This window comes from Alistipes timonensis JC136 (assembly GCF_900107675.1).
GTDB lineage: Bacteria > Bacteroidota > Bacteroidia > Bacteroidales > Rikenellaceae > Alistipes > Alistipes timonensis.
The window spans coordinates 212,421-229,227 of record NZ_FNRI01000001.1 but is presented as its reverse complement, the minus strand read 5'-3'; the positions used below and the strand labels follow the sequence as shown (position 1 = coordinate 229,227).

The 16,807-nt window shown below is 55.8% G+C and carries 16 protein-coding genes; 15 read left to right on the top strand and 1 reads right to left on the bottom strand.

All coding sequences use genetic code 11. From position 1 onward, the window contains the following. Positions 1 to 2,220 (top strand): calcineurin-like phosphoesterase C-terminal domain-containing protein, encoded by a 2,220-nt coding sequence (locus BLU78_RS00865; RefSeq protein ID WP_010259273.1) that lies wholly within the window; start codon positions 1 to 3, stop codon positions 2,218 to 2,220. A 60-nt stretch (positions 2,221 to 2,280) separates the two neighbouring features. Here the strand turns inward: BLU78_RS00865 and BLU78_RS00860 are convergent, their stop codons facing one another. Continuing rightward, complete coding sequence (locus BLU78_RS00860) at positions 2,281 to 4,023, bottom strand: phospho-sugar mutase (protein WP_010259272.1); 1,743 nt, start codon at positions 4,021 to 4,023, stop codon at positions 2,281 to 2,283. 227 nt (positions 4,024 to 4,250) lie between these two features. Between BLU78_RS00860 and dnaA the strand changes: the two genes are divergently transcribed. The 14 genes from dnaA (at position 4,251) to BLU78_RS00790 (ending at position 16,780) form a co-directional block, all read left to right on the top strand. Beyond that, the gene (gene dnaA / locus BLU78_RS00855; RefSeq protein WP_010259270.1) at positions 4,251 to 5,663 is read left to right on the top strand and encodes a chromosomal replication initiator protein DnaA; all 1,413 of its coding nucleotides are present in this window, start codon (positions 4,251 to 4,253) and stop codon (positions 5,661 to 5,663) included. Between the two features lie 122 nt (positions 5,664 to 5,785). Beyond that, on the top strand, positions 5,786 to 6,301 hold the full coding sequence (locus tag BLU78_RS00850) for an STM3941 family protein (RefSeq protein WP_020692587.1): 516 nt from the start codon (positions 5,786 to 5,788) through the stop codon (positions 6,299 to 6,301). 1 nt (position 6,302) lies between these two features. Further along, entirely contained in the window at positions 6,303 to 7,205 is a 903-nt protein-coding gene (locus tag BLU78_RS00845; RefSeq protein WP_020692588.1) for a helix-turn-helix transcriptional regulator, read from the top strand. A 40-nt stretch (positions 7,206 to 7,245) separates the two neighbouring features. Continuing rightward, positions 7,246 to 7,770 carry a cupin domain-containing protein gene (locus BLU78_RS00840; RefSeq protein WP_010259267.1) on the top strand — a complete coding sequence of 175 codons (525 nt, stop codon included), beginning with the start codon at positions 7,246 to 7,248 and terminating at the stop codon, positions 7,768 to 7,770. Positions 7,771 to 7,780: 10 nt separating this feature from the next. Beyond that, entirely contained in the window at positions 7,781 to 8,632 is an 852-nt protein-coding gene (locus BLU78_RS00835; RefSeq protein ID WP_010259266.1) for a GNAT family N-acetyltransferase, read from the top strand. A gap of 113 nt (positions 8,633 to 8,745) precedes the next feature. Next, positions 8,746 to 8,958, top strand: coding sequence for a hypothetical protein (locus tag BLU78_RS00830; protein WP_010259265.1), 213 nt, complete (start codon positions 8,746 to 8,748; stop codon positions 8,956 to 8,958). 84 nt (positions 8,959 to 9,042) lie between these two features. Next, positions 9,043 to 9,507 carry a thioredoxin-dependent thiol peroxidase gene (gene bcp, locus BLU78_RS00825; protein WP_010259264.1) on the top strand — a complete coding sequence of 155 codons (465 nt, stop codon included), beginning with the start codon at positions 9,043 to 9,045 and terminating at the stop codon, positions 9,505 to 9,507. Positions 9,508 to 9,523: 16 nt separating this feature from the next. Next, positions 9,524 to 10,537, top strand: coding sequence for a recombinase RecA (gene recA, locus BLU78_RS00820; protein WP_010259262.1), 1,014 nt, complete (start codon positions 9,524 to 9,526; stop codon positions 10,535 to 10,537). Between the two features lie 3 nt (positions 10,538 to 10,540). Then, the gene (locus BLU78_RS00815) at positions 10,541 to 12,760 is read left to right on the top strand and encodes a RelA/SpoT family protein (protein ID WP_010259261.1); all 2,220 of its coding nucleotides are present in this window, start codon (positions 10,541 to 10,543) and stop codon (positions 12,758 to 12,760) included. A 4-nt stretch (positions 12,761 to 12,764) separates the two neighbouring features. Beyond that, positions 12,765 to 13,217, top strand: coding sequence for a hypothetical protein (locus BLU78_RS00810; RefSeq protein ID WP_010259259.1), 453 nt, complete (start codon positions 12,765 to 12,767; stop codon positions 13,215 to 13,217). 106 nt (positions 13,218 to 13,323) lie between these two features. Further along, positions 13,324 to 13,710: an HIT family protein gene (locus tag BLU78_RS00805; RefSeq protein WP_010259258.1), complete on the top strand. Its 387-nt coding sequence runs from the start codon at positions 13,324 to 13,326 to the stop codon at positions 13,708 to 13,710. A gap of 661 nt (positions 13,711 to 14,371) precedes the next feature. Then, positions 14,372 to 14,845 carry a helix-turn-helix domain-containing protein gene (locus BLU78_RS00800; RefSeq protein ID WP_010259256.1) on the top strand — a complete coding sequence of 158 codons (474 nt, stop codon included), beginning with the start codon at positions 14,372 to 14,374 and terminating at the stop codon, positions 14,843 to 14,845. 307 nt (positions 14,846 to 15,152) lie between these two features. Then, positions 15,153 to 16,004 (top strand): metal ABC transporter solute-binding protein, Zn/Mn family, encoded by an 852-nt coding sequence (locus BLU78_RS00795; protein WP_026020568.1) that lies wholly within the window; start codon positions 15,153 to 15,155, stop codon positions 16,002 to 16,004. After that, positions 16,001 to 16,780, top strand: coding sequence for a metal ABC transporter ATP-binding protein (locus BLU78_RS00790; RefSeq protein WP_010259251.1), 780 nt, complete (start codon positions 16,001 to 16,003; stop codon positions 16,778 to 16,780). The genes BLU78_RS00795 and BLU78_RS00790 overlap by 4 nt, the downstream gene beginning before the upstream one ends. Positions 16,781 to 16,807: the final 27 nt, after the last annotated feature.

The window sequence follows — 16,807 nt, the reverse complement described above, 5'->3', positions numbered from 1 at the left end:
ATGAAAAGAATCCTGAACATACTGTGCATTTCCCTGCTCTGCATGGGATATTGGGGTTGCAGTGCCGACGAAAGCACTGAAAACCCGCGGTCCTTCACGACCCTCGAAACCGCCGAGCAGGCGGTCATCACCACCCGGGAAGGGCTCACCAAATACTTCGCCGTCACCTCCAACACGAGCTGGACGGTCAAAGCCCAGGACAGCTGGGTGCACATCACGCCCCAAAGCGGCAACAACGGCACGACGACCGTCGCCCTGACGGTGGACCCCGCGGCCAGCGACGATCCCCGCGGCTCGGGCCTGTTCTTCTCGTCGGGGAACAGCGTCGTGCAATTCTCCGTCCCGGTCTTCCAGATGGCGCAGGACGACCTGGTGGTCTCGCCCGACGCCGTTCCGACCGTCACGAAGGAGGGCACGACCCTGCACTTCACGGTGGCCAGCTACAACGAGTATGAGGTGGACACCAACTGCGACTGGATCACCACGGAACCCGTCAGGGCAATCTCGCCGCAGATCGCCGCCTATACCTTCACGGTCCCGGCCAACGAGGGCCGCGGCCGCAGCACCCGGATCACCTTCACGGGTAAGGCCGGAACCGCCTCGACCGAGGTGACCGTCACACAGGAGGGCGTCAAACTCATCCCCGACAAGGAGGGCGCCACGATCAAAGGCGAAGTGACCTGTGAAAGCATACCGATGGAAGGCGTAGTCGTCTCCGACGGTTTCGAGGTGACCACCACCGACAAGGACGGCTGCTACTGGCTCGCCTCGAAGAAGAAAAACGGCTCGGTGTTCATCTCCATCCCGGGCGGCTACATGGTCGACACCGACGGCAGCATCCCGTCGTTCTGGCAGGCGACGACCGCCGCGCCGAACGTTGTCGAGGAGCACTCGTTCAGCCTGCGCCGCGAGCCCAACACGCAGCACATTCTGCTGGCCACGACCGACCCGCACATGGCCAACCGCTACAACTACAACAAGACCTACACCGACACGCCGCAGTATCGCAACGATTTCCGCGGCGACATCGACGCTTTCGTCAGGGAGCACGGCACGAAGAACGTCTACGCCATCTGCCTCGGCGACCTCACGTGGGACATCTACTGGTACGACAAGGGCACGCTCTACACGCTCGAAAACTACCGCAAGGAGATCGAGAATTTCCCGGTGCCTTATTTCCAGGTCATGGGCAACCACGACTACGACATGAAGTTCACCGACGATTTCGAGGCCGCAGGAGCGTTCCGCAGGATCATCGGCCCCACGTACTACTCGTTCAACCTGGGCGATGTCCACTACGTCGTGCTCGACAACATGTATTACATTAACAAGAACGAGGACCGCAGCCACGACACCTACGTCGACGACGAACAGTTGGCATGGCTCAAAAAGGACCTCGAACACGTCGACAAGTCGAAGCCTGTCTTCGTCTGCATGCACTGCTCGGCCTACGCCATCACCGGCGTGTCGAACAACAAAGTCAACGTAACCCCGAATTTCAAAAACTCAGGAACCGCCGCACTGGGCGACTGCTTCAAAGGTTTCGCCAGCGTGCACTACCTGACGGGCGACACACACATCAACCGTGCGGTGGCCAACGAGGACATGCCCGCGGGTTACGGCAACATCTTCGAGCACAACATGGGCGCCGTCTGCGCCTCGTGGTGGTGGACGGGCTACATCTCGCAGAACAGCATATGCAAGGACGGCAGCGAAGGAGGCTATATGGTCTTCACCAACAACGGCAGCGACGTGAAATGGCGCTGGAAAGGGATGAAAGTCGATGCCGGCAAACAGTTCCGGAGCTACGACATGAACGTCGTGAAGAACCACTACGACACGGACGCCAGCGTCAAAGCCTTCCTCCAGAAATATCCGCTGCGCTCGAGGTATGCCGCCTGCAAAGCGAACACGGTCTACATCAACGTCTGGAACTGGGATTCGGGCTGGCAAATCTCGGTTAAAGAAAACGGACAACCCCTGACGGTCACCCAGATTCGGGCCGAAGACCCGCTGCACAACCTCTCGTACGACATTCCGCGCACGGCGTCGAACGGCAGCCTCACCTCATCGTTCGCCACCTACAACACCACGCATATCTTCTCAGTGGAAGCCGCCTCGGCGACCTCGACCCTGGAGATCGAGGTCAAAGACCGCTTCGGAGTGCCTTACACCGAGTCGATGACGCGCCCCAAGGCCTTCACGACCCACATGGAGTAACAACAAACAACGTCCCGGCTTTCCAGCCGGGACGTTGTCAATAAATAGGGTAGGCGGGAACTACTCCAGTTTAAGCTCCCGCTTGATTCCGTCGATCTTGGCGTCGAGTTCGGCCAGCGTCGTGTCGAAATCGGCGACCGAAGCCAGCGGCGCTTTCACGCCGAAGTAGAACTTAATCTTGGGTTCCGTGCCCGAAGGACGCACCGAAACGGTCGTTCCGTCGGCCGTGAACCATTGCAGCACGTTGCTGCGGTCCTGATGGATGGGCGATTTGCAGCCCGTCTTCACGTCGAGCGTTTCGAGCGACTGGAAATCGTTGATCTTCACCACGGGCGACCCGAGGATCGCCTTGGGCGGATTCTGACGAAAATCGACCATCATCTTCTGGATCTGGTCAGCGCCCTCCTTGCCCTTGCGGACCACCGAAACGAGGCCCTCACGGTAGAAACCGTATTTCACATAGAGCTCCTGCAACCACTCGTAAAGCGTCAGGCCCATCGTATCCATCGCCCATGCGGCGGCCTCGGCAGCCAGCGAGCAGGCCGAAACGGCGTCCTTGTCGCGCACGTAGTCGCCGGCGAGGTAACCGAACGACTCTTCGCCGCCGCCGATGTACTTGGCTTTGCCCTCGTTCTCACGGATGATCTTGGCGATGTATTTGAAGCCCGTGAGGCAGTCGTAGCACTTCACTTTAAAATGGTCTGCCACGGCATTGGCCATCTGCGACGTGACGATGGTCTTCACGACATACTGGTTACCGTCCAGTTCGCCGCGCTCGGCCCAGCGGGTCAGCTGGTAACTCAGCAGCAGCACGAGGGTCTGATTGCCGTTCAGCAGTACGTATTCGCCTTTCTTGTTGCGCAGCGCAACGCCGATGCGGTCCGAATCGGGGTCGGTGGCCAGCACCAGGTCAGCGCCCTCCTTCGCGGCGAGGTCGATGGCCATGGACATCGTCTTGCGCTCCTCGGGATTGGGGGACTCGACGGTGGGGAAGTTGCCGTCGATGACAGCCTGCTCCTTCACCAGGATGACGTTCGTGAAGCCGAACTTCTTCAGCGACTCCGGAACCAGCCGCACGCCCGCGCCGTGCATCGGCGAGTAGACGATCTTCATGTCGTGGTGCTTCTTCACGCTCTCGGGCGAAAGCGACAGCTCGTGTACCTTATTTAAATAGGTCTCGTCGAACTTCTCGTCCAGGATGGTGATGTTTTCAGGATTCTTGCCCGTCTGGATCATATTCACGTCGGTGATCTTCGCCACCTCGGCGATAATGTTCTTGTCGTGCGGCTCGGTCACCTGCGCGCCGTCGGTCCAGTAGGCCTTGTAGCCGTTGTACTCCTTGGGGTTGTGCGAGGCCGTGACGACCACGCCCGAATGACATTTCAACTCGCGGATGGCGAAGCTCAATTCAGGAGTCGGCCGGAGCGTGTCGAACAGATAAACCTGAAACCCGTTCGAGGCGAAAATATCGGCCACGCGCTCGGCGAACATCCGCGAATTGTTGCGGCTGTCGTGGGCCACGGCGACACGTACCTGCTCGCCCGCGAAGTTCTTCTTCAGGTAGTTCGAAAGCCCCTGCGTAGCAGCGCCTACCGTGTAGACGTTCATGCGGTTGGAACCCACGCCCATAATGCCGCGCAGGCCGCCCGTACCGAACTCAAGGTCCTTGTAGAAGCTCTCGACAAGCTCCTTCATATCGTTGTCCATCAGATATTTGACCTGCTTTTTCGTCGCTTCGTCATAGTGGCCGTCGAGCCAGGCCTGTGCTTTTCGGAGAACCAGTTGTTCCAATTCGTTTGCCATAATTCTATTGGTTTTATTTATAATTTACATTTCGGGAGTCCCAAAAAATTTATATGCAAATATACGAATTAAAAATCGATTATTCAATATCAGGGAGTTAAAATACAGCGTTCGGAAACCGTTGGTTTTCTATATATAAAAAAAGGAGAATTACAACCCCAAAATGAAAATCTTTTCGCAAAATTATTCACAACTTTGTGTCATCAAAAATGGTGCAACCCTGAATCATGTTAAACAACACGCAGACATATAGCGATATGTGGCAGACCTGCTTGGACCAAATCAAGGCCCGGACCTCCGCCGAGGAGTTCGAAAAGTGGTTTCAGCCCATCATCCCGCTCGAATTCGACGGGACGACGCTGCGGTTGAAGGTTCCCAACGAAAGCTACGTCCGTCAGATCGAGAAGAACTACATTCCGTTCCTCAAACCGATCATTTCCCAGCTCTACGGACAGCAGACGAGGCTGCACTACGCCGTGCCCCGCGCCACGGCCCCGGCGGTCCCCGTGGCGGCCGACGCCGACACGACGGCTATCTCGCGTTTCAACACGCAGACCAATACTGCAAATATAAAGAATCCCTTCGTAATTCCGGGACTCAAAAAAATAATTATCGACCCGCAGCTGAACCCGAATCTCACGTTCGCGACGTTCATCGAGGGCGAATGCAACCGACTGGCCCGCTCGGCGGGCATGTCCGTGGCGGTAAACCCGGGCAACAACCCCTTCAACCCCCTATATATATATGGTGATTCGGGGTTGGGCAAGACACACATCGTGCAGTCGATCGGCCACGAGGTGCGCCAGCGCCATCCGGAGCTGCAGGTATTGTATGTCTCGATGAACAAGTTCCAGGCCCAGTTCCAGACGGCCTACAAGAACGGCGAGATTCCCGATTTCATCCATTTCTACCAGATGATCGACGTGCTCATCATCGACGACATCCAGGAGTTGACGGGAAAGACCGGTACGCAGAACGCGTTCTTCAACATCTTCAACCACCTGCAGTTGGCGGGCAAGCAGTTGATCCTCACGTCGGACAAACCGCCCGTGGAGCTGAAAGACATCGAGCAACGACTGCTGACGCGTTTCAAATGGGGGTTGTCGGCCCAGTTGAACACCCCGGACTACGAGACGAAGCTCAAAATCATCCGCGCCAAGGCGCAGAAGTTGGGGGCCCAGATCACGGACGACGTGGTGGCCTACCTCGCGGACAATATCTCGGCCAACGTGCGGGAGATCGAAGGCGCCCTGTCGTCGCTGGTGGCCAACGCCTCGTTCCTCGGACGCAAGATCACCACGTCGCTGGCCAAGGAGATCCTGAAGGTCTACGTGAAACTCTACCAGAAAGAGGTGACCATCGACCACATCATCGAAGTCGTGTGCGAATACCTCAATCTCGATTTCGCACGCTTCAACTCCACGGAACGTACGCGCGAAATCGCCCAGGCCCGGCAGATCGCCATGTATCTGGCCAAGCAGCATACCAAGGCGCCGCTCACAACGATCGGATCGGCCATCGGAGGCCGCAACCACGCCACGGTGCTCCATTCGTGCAAGGCCGTGTCGAACCTCATCGAGACCGACAAGGCGTTCCGCCGCCAGGTCGAGGAGATCGAAAAGATAGTGCTCACCCAATAGCGGGAGGGCCGGGGCGAGGGCCGAATCCCGAAAAGACAAACGCCCGGACCGGGTGCACATACCGTCGATACAAACAGGGAGCCGCGACAATTTATGTCACGGCTTTTTTGTATCTTTGCCGCATGGACACACTCGACATCTATCCTTCCGGCCGCAACCTGATCGGCGCATTCGCCGGAAGCCTCGTCTTTCTGGCGGGCGGCCTGTGGATGCTTTCGCACGGCGATCTGAGCTTCAAACACGCCGCTGCAGGATGGCTGGGAGTTCTTTTCGGCGGAGGTGCGGCGCTGGGCCTCGGAATCCGGATTGTCCTGCACTACACACAACGCCGGCCGATGCTCCGTCTCGACGGAAAAGGAATCACCTTTTTCAACGTCCGCGGGCGACAAACGACCGTAGAATGGCACCGGATCGAGGGATTCGGAGAGTGCAGGATCGCGCAGCAGCGGTTCATCACCGTGCTTCTGCACGATGCGGAGGCGGCTGCCGAAGCGGAAAAGAACCTTACGCGCCAAAAATTGGCGGAGTTCAGCATCCGCTGCTGCGGAACTCCATACAGCATCCTGCCCTCGACACTCGACTATCCGAAAAAACGGTTGCTGCCGACGCTCGAAACCTATCATCTCAAATACCGTTAAAATGGACCAACCCAAGCTCGAACGCCTGCTGCGGCTGATGAAACTGCTGACGGCAAACACCACCTACAACATCGACCAGCTGGCCGAACGGCTCCAGATGTCGCGCCGCACGGTTTACCGCTATATCGACACGTTCCGCGACGCGGGGTTCGTCATTAAAAAATCGGGCGACTGCATCCGTCTCGACAAGGAGTCGCCGCATTTCCGCGACATCTCGCAGTTGGTGCATTTCACCGAGGAGGAGGCCGTGATCCTGAAGAGCGCCATCGAGAATATCGACGACACCAACCTGCTGAAGCAGAACCTCAAACGCAAACTCTACTCCGTCTACGACAACAAGACGCTGGCCGACACCGTCGTTCGGGGCAAAAACGCCCCGAACATCCGGCGGCTGATCGAGGCCATCGAGGAGCGGCGGCAGGCCACGCTGCGCGGTTACCAGTCGGCGCACGGCGGCGAGGTCCGCGACCGCCGGGTGGAGCCTTTCGCCTTCACGACCAACTATGTACAGGTGTGGTGCTACGACCTCGAAAGCCACTCGAACAAGCTCTTCAAAACCTCGCGCATCGGCTCCGTGGAACTCTCCGACACGGGGTGGGAGCACGAAACCGGGCACGACGAGGGATTCATCGACGCCTTCCGCATGCACGGCGGAACGCGTCGCCGCATCCGGCTGGAGCTGGGAATGCTGGCTTACAACCTGCTGTGCGAGGAGTATCCGCTGGCCGAACGCGACCTGAAACCGCTGAGCCGGGGCCGCTGGACGCTGGACACCGAAGTCGCCGGTATGGCCGGGGTAGGACGCTTCGTCGTGGGGCTGCTGGACGACATCCGCATCGTCGATTCGCCCGAGCTGACGGAATATATCCGGGAATACCTCGCGGCGAATGCGTCGCATATCTGATTTTTTCGTATATTGGCATACTCACCAAAAACGAAACACGATGAAATACAACATCCTCCTCACAGCCGGCGCCATGAGCCTGGCGCTCGCCGCCGCATCCTGCTGCCGGCAAACCCCGCCCATGCAGGAAAAGACCGACACGGAAACCGTCGTACTGAAAGACTACGGCGCCGAGCCGACCACACTCAATATCGAAAGCTACACGCTGACGAACGAAAATTTCCGCACCACGCTGTGGACCGGTAATAACCTGCAGGTGACGCTCATGTCGATCCCCGCAGGCGGCGACGTAGGGCTCGAACTGCATCACGACATCGATCAATTCCTGCGCATCGAGGAGGGTACGGCCCGTGTGATGATGGGCGACAGCGAGGACCGGCTCGACTTCGTGCGGGAGGTCTCGGACGACTATGCCATTCTGGTCCCGGCCGGAAAGTGGCACAACATCGTCAATACGGGCGATAAACCGCTGAAAATATATTCGATATACGCCCCGGCGGAACATCCTCACGGCACGGTCCACAAGACCCGGCAGGAGGCGATGGAGGCCGAACACCACCATTAAACGCGCACCGATGGAGATACGATCCCTGGCCGACACCGATTTCGACACCCTGTACGAAGCCTTTTCGCAGGCTTTCGCCGACTATGAGGTGCAGATAAACGGGGCGCAGCTCCGCAGGATGCTGAAACGGCGGGGGTTCGACGCCCGGCTGTCGTTCGCGGCGTTCGACGGCGACCGAATCGCCGCCTTCACGCTGAACGGCATCGGGAATTACGACGGCCTCCCGACGGCTTACGACACGGGGACCGGAACGCTCGAAGCCTACCGGGGGCAGGGTCTCGCCACCCGGATTTTCGAACATTCCATCCCGTATCTGAAGGAGGCCGGCATCGGCCGATACCTGCTGGAGGTCCTCCAGCACAACACCAAAGCCATTTCGGTCTACCGGAAACTCGGGTTCGATGTCACCCGGGAGTTCAACTATTTCTCGCAGGAGCGGGAGGCGGTCGATGTCCCTGCAAAGGCGTTCCAAAGCCCTTATACGATCCGGCGGATCGATACCCGGGATTGTGAAGAGGTTTCCGGATTTTGGGATTTCCGGCCCTCGTGGCAGAACAGCCCCGAATCCATCGCCCGATCTCCCGAAGATTTCGTGTCGCTCGGGGCCTTTTCCGGGGAGTGGTTAATCGGGTACTGCGTGTTCGAACCCGCCTCCGGGGATATCACCCAACTGGCTGTGGACAAGGGTTTCCGGGGCAGGGGAGTCGGCTCCCGGCTGCTCGCGGAGATGCTGCGGCTGAACGAAGCGGGGACAGTCAAAATCGTCAATACCGACATCGCCTGCGAAACGGTCACCCGGTTTCTGGAACGACGAAACATTCCCGTCCGGGGCCGGCAGTTCGAAATGCAGATAACGCTCTGATCCCATACCCGCCGTTCAAACGGCGGGTATATTTTTTCGCCATTTTACAATTGTGTCACAACCTGTCACACCGACGCCGTTCCTTTGCAGCGTGAACCAAAAACAACAAGACAATGGGAACAGCTTACAAGATCAGGTGCAAGCACTGCGGAGCGCAGTTCGAGCACTCCACGCAGCCGGGTTTCGGACTGATGCCGATGTGCGTCGGCTGCGGCGAATACGTCGAAACCGAAACGGCCATCCGGTGTCCGGCCTGCCGGCGGCGGCTCAACACCACGCAGGAGGAGTTCAACGAACAGGTCGAGGTGACTTATCTCTGGGATTAGACCGCAAAAAAGTCACCCGGGAAACGCGGAAATCACCGGAAATTTTCCTATCTTTGAAAAATAATTACCTTTTTCAAAAACGCGATGACACAGCTGCAGGTGGGGGATATGGCCCCCGATTTCAAGTCCACGACCCAAGACGGCGAACAACTGACGCTCGCCGACCTCCGCGGACAGCGCACGATACTCTATTTCTATCCCAAGGACAACACCTCGGGTTGTACGCTCGAAGCCAAGAGCCTGCGCGACGGCAAGGCCGAGTTGACACGGATGGGATTCCGCATCGTCGGCGTAAGCCCCGACAGCGAGAAGTCGCACCGGAATTTCTGCGACAAGCACGAGCTTAATTTCACGCTGCTCGCCGACACCGACCATTCGGTCTGCGAGGCTTACGGCGTGTGGGCCGAGAAGTCGATGTACGGGCGCAAATACATGGGTGTCCTGCGCACGACGTTCGTGATCGACGCCGAAGGGCGCATCGAAAAGATTTTCACCAAGGTGGACACCAAGAACCATTACCAACAGATCATTGATTCCTACAAACAGTAAAAAACACAAACCCGATATGGCAGAAAAAGTACAGGTAAACGCGGACAAGCTCAAAGTCTTGGACGCCGTAATGCTGAAAATAGAGAAGGATTTCGGCAAAGGCTCGATCATGCGCATGAACAGCTCCGAAGTGAACGACGTGCCGGTGATCCCTACGGGATCGATCACGCTCGACATGGCGCTCGGCGTCGGGGGCTATCCCAAAGGCCGCGTCGTGGAGATCTACGGCCCCGAGTCGTCGGGTAAAACCACGCTGGCCATCCACGCCATCGCCGAGGCCCAGAAAGCCGGCGGCATCGCGGCTTTCATCGACGCCGAGCATGCTTTCGACAGTTTCTACGCCCAGAAACTCGGCGTGGATGTCGACAACCTGCTGATCTCGCAGCCCGACAACGGCGAGCAGGCCCTCGAAATCGCCGATTCGCTGATCCGTTCGAGCGCCATCGACATCATCGTCATCGACTCCGTGGCGGCCCTGACGCCCAAGGCCGAGATCGAAGGCGAGATGGGCGAGTCGAAGATGGGCCTTCAGGCACGGCTGATGTCGCAGGCATTGCGCAAGCTCACGTCGAGCATCTCGAAAACCAAGACCGTCTGCATCTTCATCAACCAGTTGCGCGACAAGATCGGCGTGGTTTACGGCAACCCCGAGACCACGACGGGCGGCAACGCGCTGAAATTCTACGCTTCGGTGCGCATCGACATCCGGCGCGTCTCGGTCATCAAGGACGGCGACGAGCAGTTGGGAACCCGCACGAAAGTCAAAGTCGTGAAAAACAAGGTGGCGCCTCCGTTCAAACGCGCAGAGTTCGACATCATGTTCGGCGAGGGCATTTCGAAGATCGGCGAGATCATCGACCTGGGCGTCGACTACGGCGTAATCAAAAAAGCCGGTTCGTGGTTCTCCTATGGCGAGAAGAAGATCGGCCAGGGACGCGACGCGGTCAAAGAGCTCCTGAAAAACGACGAGGAGCTGCGCAACGAGATCGAGGCCAACGTCCGCGAGGCCATGAAGACCAAAAAGGAGTAATATATGGGATATACTGCCGAGGATGAGGTACTTATAAAGGAAAAATGGGATGACCTCCTGTTGTCCTGCACCAAGATATGCAAGAACGACGAGGACTGGAATTTCATCAAAAGGGCATTTTTCCTGGCCAAGGAGGCACACGAGGGGGTAAGGCGCCGCTCCGGCGAGCCCTACCTCCTGCATCCTATTGCAGTAGCCAAAATAGTCATCGAGGAGATCGGGCTGGGTGTGAAATCGGTCGTCGCAGCGTTGCTGCACGACGTCGTGGAGGACACAGAGTATTCCGTGGAGGACATGGAACGCATCTTCGGTCCCAAGATCGCCTCGATGGTCGACGGACTGACGAAGATGTCGGGCGTATTCAACGCTGACACCTCGGAGCAGGCCGAATATTTCCGGAAAGTCCTGCTCACCCTTTCGGACGACGTGAGGGTCATCCTGATAAAGATCGCGGACCGGCTGCACAACATGCGCACGCTGGGGGCGATGCCGATGAACAAGCAGATAAAGATCACCGGAGAAACCATCTACCTCTTCGCGCCGCTGGCTTACCGGCTGGGCCTCTACTCGATCAAAAGCGAGCTGGAGGACCTCTGCATGAAGTACCGGTTCCCGCAGCAATTCGCTGAAATCACCCAAAAGTTGCAGGAGAGCGAGGCTTCGCGCCGGGAGTTCATCGACAAGTTCAACGCGCCGATCATCGCGTCGCTCAACCGCGACAACATCAACTACGAGATATCGGGCCGCGTAAAGAGCGTCTACTCGATCTGGAGCAAGATGCAGCGCAAGCAGATTCCTTTCGAGGAGATTTACGACCTGTTCGCCATCCGCATCGTCTTCAAACCGCTGCCGTTTCCCTCGGAAAAGACCCAGTGCTGGCAGATATACTCCACGATCACCGACATCTACACCCCCAAGCCCGACCGGCTGAGGGATTGGATTTCGATGCCCAAGGCCAACGGCTACGAGGCGCTGCATTCGACGGTGATGGGCCCCGACGGGGTTTGGGTCGAAGTGCAGATTCGCACCCAGCGCATGGAGGACATCGCTGAGCGCGGATTCGCCGCGCATTGGAAATACAAGCACGCCACCATCTCGCAGGACGAGGACGAATTCGACCGCTGGCTGAAGCAGATACGTGCGGCGCTGAACAGTCCGACGGAGAATGCCGTAGACTTCCTGGACAACTTTAAGTTATCGCTGTATACATCGGAGATAGTGGTATTTACACCGAAAGGGGAGGCCCGGAAAATGCCGTTCGGCGCCACAGCCCTCGATTTCGCCTACGACATCCACTCGAAGATCGGCAACAGTGCCATCAGCGCCAAGATCAACCACAAACTCGAACCGATCACCACGCAGATCAACAGCGGCGACCAGATCGAAATCATCACCGCCGACAACGCCCGGCCCAAACCCGAATGGCTCGAAATAGCGACCACGGCCAAAGCCAAACAATCGATCAAAAGCTTCCTCAAACGCGAACGACAGAACAACATCGAGCGGGGTATGCAGATGCTCGACGAGAAGATGAAGTCGCTGAACGTCAAACTCAGCGGCCGCGTACTGCGCAAGATCGTCCCCATCTACGACTGCAACAACAAGGAGGAACTTTACAGTAAGATCGGCGCGGGAATCGTCTCGCTCGACAGTCTGGACAAGGCCCTGAAAGTCAACTCCAAGAGCAAGATACTTAAATTCTGGACCCTCTTCATCCCCAAAAAGGAGGAGGAGGATGCCGACGATCCCCAGGCTCCGGGCGAGATCACCCCGGCGGCGGATACGCCGGCTACGGAACCGCAGTTCGAGATCGCCGAGTGCTGCAAACCGATTCCGGGCGACAAGGTGGTAGGGTATCACGACCCCACGACTGGAAAAATCATTGTCCACAAGGCTACGTGCGACGAATTGAACCGCCTGGCCTCGCAGTTCGGGCGAAACATCGTCAAAGAGGAGATCAAATGGTCACAGCACAAGGCCATGTCCTATCTCGTGACCACGGAGCTGCGCGGCATCGACCGGCAGGGCATCCTGCTCGATCTGGCAAAGGTCGTGAGCGCCGATTTCAACATCAATATCCGCGAAGTGAACATCCACAGCCACGACGGCATCTTCGAGGGCAGCGTCAGCCTCTATGTGAAGGACGCCGAAAGCCTCAATGCCGTCATGGACAAACTGCGCAAGATAAAAGGCATCGAGAGTGTTAAACGAACATTAAGCTGAGATTATGGAGGATTTTGCATCTGTCATATGGGTAATAATCATCGTCGGGGCGATGGTCTTCAACGTCGTATCGCAATCCCGCAAAGCCCGTGGAAAGGGCGCAAAGCAAATTCCCCACAGCGAGGCATGGCCCTCGCCCGCACCCGACATGCCGACGCCTTCGACAGCCCCGGCACACCCGAAGCCTATTACAACCGTTTTTCCGGACGAATGCCAGAGCCTCGAGGAAATTCAGGAGTACGAACCGGAATATGCAGCGCTTAAAACGACCGAAACGGAGGCGCTCCGGCACCAGACAACCGACCGACTCAAAACAGCGCATGAAACCGACGAAATCGCGGCCCACGCCATTTCCGATGCGCCGGAAGAGTCCTCATCATCCATCGCCGGAGAGTTCAACCTCCGGCAGGCCGTGATCTATTCGGAGATACTGAAGCCCCGCTTCGACGAGGAATAGGTTCTTAGGCCCTGTAAAGCCCCGGTTTCGTTACCGGGAGTCTTGGGTATCCGGCTGTTTTTGGGCAAAATAACATCCTGTAAACACTTTTAAACAGCATAAGAAGATGGCAACCATTTTTTCACGCATCATTGCGGGAGAGATTCCCTCCTACAAAGTAGCCGAGGATGAGAACTATTACGCATTTCTCGACATCAATCCGTTGACCAAAGGCCATACGCTGGTCGTGCCGAAACAGGAGGTCGACTATATTTTCGACCTCGACGATCAAAGTCTGGCCGGCATGATGCTCTTCGCCAAGAAGGTAGCTGCCAAAATTCAGCGCGAAATAGCGTGCACGAGGGTCGCCGTGGTCGTTTTAGGGCTCGAAGTACCTCATGCGCACATCCATTTAATCCCCATTCAGAGCGAAAATGACGTCGATTTTCACCGCGAAAAGCTCAAATTGACGCCGGAAGAGTTCTGCGAAATCGCCGATAAATTATCTCGATAGGAGATTGTTAACAAATATATAATTCGCTGTATTTAAGGCGGGTAGTGGGTTATAAACACTATCCGCCCTCTTTTTATTTAACATAATATATGCGAAATCCTGAAATGCGACAGATTTTATCGGATCATCATTAGAAATAACTCAAAAACAGCACAAAAATAGTAGAGCAGGGTAGGTTGTTTACAAATGTAAATAATCCGAATGGTCGATATTATCGATATTGGTTACATTTGTAATCATATCATCTGTTAATAACATTGCATTAGTATCCATTTGTAAAAACCATCTGATTGCACTGTAATCGGTCATTTAGAGTAGAACCCGTGCGTGTTAAAACTTTAAACAAATAATAATATGAATGCTAGAAATCAATTATTTACAACATTTACCTAAAGCGATAGTACGCACATGTAAAGAGACACAGAGAGTATAAGTGACAACATGTTTCATTCGGTCGATATCAACAGCAATAATGCTTATACATCAGCTATTTAATAGCAAATACATAAAGTAATACTTTACAATTATCCCATAGGGTCGATTTAACCATATTCTCTTATTTACAATTGTAAACTTTGTCAACACCTATTAACATTTTACACATGTAGAATTTTCTTGTTTTACAAAAAACAAATGTTTATATTTGTAAAAAATTGTGCGAATGAAGGAAAAATTGCTCGATTTGATGAAACGCGAAGGTTTGAAGCCGAGCCAGCTCGCCGAGATGCTCGGAATCAACCCGGCCGGAATCTCCCATATTCTCAAGGATCGCAACAAGCCGAGCTTCGATTTGCTTCAGAAGATTCTCAGGAGGTTTCCGCAGATCAATCCCGATTGGCTGTTACTCGACTCGACGCAGATGTATCGCGACGAGCATACCGGAATACCGCAGGCATCCGCACCGACGTCAGCGATGCAACTTCCGATCGACAGCGATTTATTCGGGTCGGCTGGCACCGATGACACCGAGGTCCCCGCTGCGAAAACCAACCGTCGGGAGCCGGAGGCTTTCGCAGCAGCAGATCAATCGGTCACCGATCAGTTTCCGGTCAGCCGAACCGGAGCCAACGTTCAGCGTGTCGTACTGTTTTACGACGACCAGACCTTCGAAAGTTTCACGCCGACAAAGCGCTAAAATTTTTCGTCGAAAAAATTCCCCGGAATATCTCACCTACGGAGAGCTAAAATCCGGACACCAAATAATCAAAAGCACGCCTTTCTTTAGGTGTGCTTTTTTTATGTCCCGGAATTGGCACGCAACATGCTGCCCGCCTCCTCATAAGAATGAATTAATATTGCTATTATGTTAAATTATATATGTAGTAAAATGATATACAGATAATAAGGACTACTAGCCTTCGATAAATCTGGGCACAAATGCAAGGTCTATACATAATTTTATTACCTTTGTTCAATTTACAAATCAGCAGAAATTATCAATCATGCGTAAAATTGCGACATACCTGTCAGCGATCCTGATAATGGCGGCCTGCAAAACAGGCAAACACCAGAATGACAATACATTATATGTGTCCATACAGCCGTTGCAGAGCCTTGTGGAAAGCATCGTCGGCGGGGATTTCAAGGTCGAAGTGCTCGTTCCGGCCGGAGCCAGTCCCGAGACATTCGAACCGACACCCCGGCAATTCGTGGGGCTCAACAAAGCGCAACTTGTTTTCAATGTGGGACTTATCGATTTCGAAACCTCGCTTTTGGGTAAGATGGAAAAGCGGGAAAAGCTCATCGACCTGAGTCGAGGAATCGACCTGATCGAAGGCTCCTGCTCGCACAACAATCACAAACACAACCATGCACACGGGGGCGATCCCCACGTCTGGACCTCGCCGAAAGCCTTGCAGATCATGGCGGCAAATGCCTACGAGGCAATTCACAAAGCCTATCCCGATTCGGTGAAATACGAAACCAATTACAAACGGCTGCAGGAGAAGCTGCAGGCATTGGACGTACGCACAGCAGAGAAGATTGCGCAGAGCGGCATCAAATATTTCATTGTCTACCACCCTGCCCTCACCTACTATGCCCGTGATTACGGACTGCGGCAGGTGGCCATCGAGGCCGACGGTAAGGAGCCTTCGGCCAAACAGCTGACAGCAATCATTCGGCAGGCCCGCGAGGACGGTATCCGACGGATATTCTACCAAAACCAGTTTCCGGCATCGATCGTGGAGGTCATTGCACGAGACATCGATGCCGAATATGTGGCGATCGACCCGCTGGGCAGGGATGCCATTGTCAATATCGACACGATAACCGACTTAATCACCGCAAAATGAATCTGGTAACGATGCGCGACGTGAGTGTCGCATACGACGGATACGAAGCCCTTCAGCACGTCGACCTGGAGATCGGCGACAACGATTTCCTGGGGGTCATAGGGCCCAACGGAGGCGGAAAGACAACACTCGTAAAGGCCATACTCGGAACTGTGCCCCACACGGGCGAGATTCGTCTCGCGCCGGAGCTGTTTCGAGGCAAGGAGCGACTGATCGGTTACATGCCGCAACTGTCGGATTTCGACCGCACATTTCCGATCTCAGTGCTCGAGGTGGTGCTGTCGGGGTTGCAGGGACGCCGCGGGTTCCGCTCCCCTTACACCCGGGAGGACCGGGAGAAGGCGATGGAACTGCTGGCATCATCGGGGATTGCCGAAACGGCCCGGAACCCGATCGGCGAAGTGTCGGGCGGCCAGATGCAGCGGGCGCTGTTGGCCCGGGCCGTGATTTCGGACCCGAAGCTGCTGATTCTGGACGAACCCGCGAATTTCGTGGACAACAAGTTCGAGAAGGAACTCTACCGCACGCTGCACGAGCTGAATACGCGCATGGCGATCGTCATGGTGTCGCACGACATCGGTACGATCACCAGCGTCGTGAAGGAGATCGTCTGCGTAAACCGCCATGTACACCGTCACCGATCGAACGTGCTGACGGAGGAGCAGCTGCGCAACTACGACTGCCCCATCCAGCTCGTCTCACACGGCCATATTCCCCATACCGTGCTGGAGCACCATCCGGGCGACGGATGCTGCTGCGATCACGAACCCGCTTAAGAAGCGGGCTTTACGGGTGCCCCCGGC

What these genes read in the sequence shown, in the direction of transcription:
- BLU78_RS00865 (WP_010259273.1), top strand. Translation starts at nt 1, where the DNA reads ATGAAAAGAATCCTGAACATACTGTGCATTTCCCTGCTCTGCATGGGA.
- BLU78_RS00860 (WP_010259272.1), bottom strand. Translation starts at nt 4,023, where the DNA reads ATGGCAAACGAATTGGAACAACTGGTTCTCCGAAAAGCACAGGCCTGG.
- dnaA (WP_010259270.1), top strand. Translation starts at nt 4,251, where the DNA reads ATGTTAAACAACACGCAGACATATAGCGATATGTGGCAGACCTGCTTG.
- BLU78_RS00850 (WP_020692587.1), top strand. Translation starts at nt 5,786, where the DNA reads ATGGACACACTCGACATCTATCCTTCCGGCCGCAACCTGATCGGCGCA.
- BLU78_RS00845 (WP_020692588.1), top strand. Translation starts at nt 6,303, where the DNA reads ATGGACCAACCCAAGCTCGAACGCCTGCTGCGGCTGATGAAACTGCTG.
- BLU78_RS00840 (WP_010259267.1), top strand. Translation starts at nt 7,246, where the DNA reads ATGAAATACAACATCCTCCTCACAGCCGGCGCCATGAGCCTGGCGCTC.
- BLU78_RS00835 (WP_010259266.1), top strand. Translation starts at nt 7,781, where the DNA reads ATGGAGATACGATCCCTGGCCGACACCGATTTCGACACCCTGTACGAA.
- BLU78_RS00830 (WP_010259265.1), top strand. Translation starts at nt 8,746, where the DNA reads ATGGGAACAGCTTACAAGATCAGGTGCAAGCACTGCGGAGCGCAGTTC.
- bcp (WP_010259264.1), top strand. Translation starts at nt 9,043, where the DNA reads ATGACACAGCTGCAGGTGGGGGATATGGCCCCCGATTTCAAGTCCACG.
- recA (WP_010259262.1), top strand. Translation starts at nt 9,524, where the DNA reads ATGGCAGAAAAAGTACAGGTAAACGCGGACAAGCTCAAAGTCTTGGAC.
- BLU78_RS00815 (WP_010259261.1), top strand. Translation starts at nt 10,541, where the DNA reads ATGGGATATACTGCCGAGGATGAGGTACTTATAAAGGAAAAATGGGAT.
- BLU78_RS00810 (WP_010259259.1), top strand. Translation starts at nt 12,765, where the DNA reads ATGGAGGATTTTGCATCTGTCATATGGGTAATAATCATCGTCGGGGCG.
- BLU78_RS00805 (WP_010259258.1), top strand. Translation starts at nt 13,324, where the DNA reads ATGGCAACCATTTTTTCACGCATCATTGCGGGAGAGATTCCCTCCTAC.
- BLU78_RS00800 (WP_010259256.1), top strand. Translation starts at nt 14,372, where the DNA reads ATGAAGGAAAAATTGCTCGATTTGATGAAACGCGAAGGTTTGAAGCCG.
- BLU78_RS00795 (WP_026020568.1), top strand. Translation starts at nt 15,153, where the DNA reads ATGCGTAAAATTGCGACATACCTGTCAGCGATCCTGATAATGGCGGCC.
- BLU78_RS00790 (WP_010259251.1), top strand. Translation starts at nt 16,001, where the DNA reads ATGAATCTGGTAACGATGCGCGACGTGAGTGTCGCATACGACGGATAC.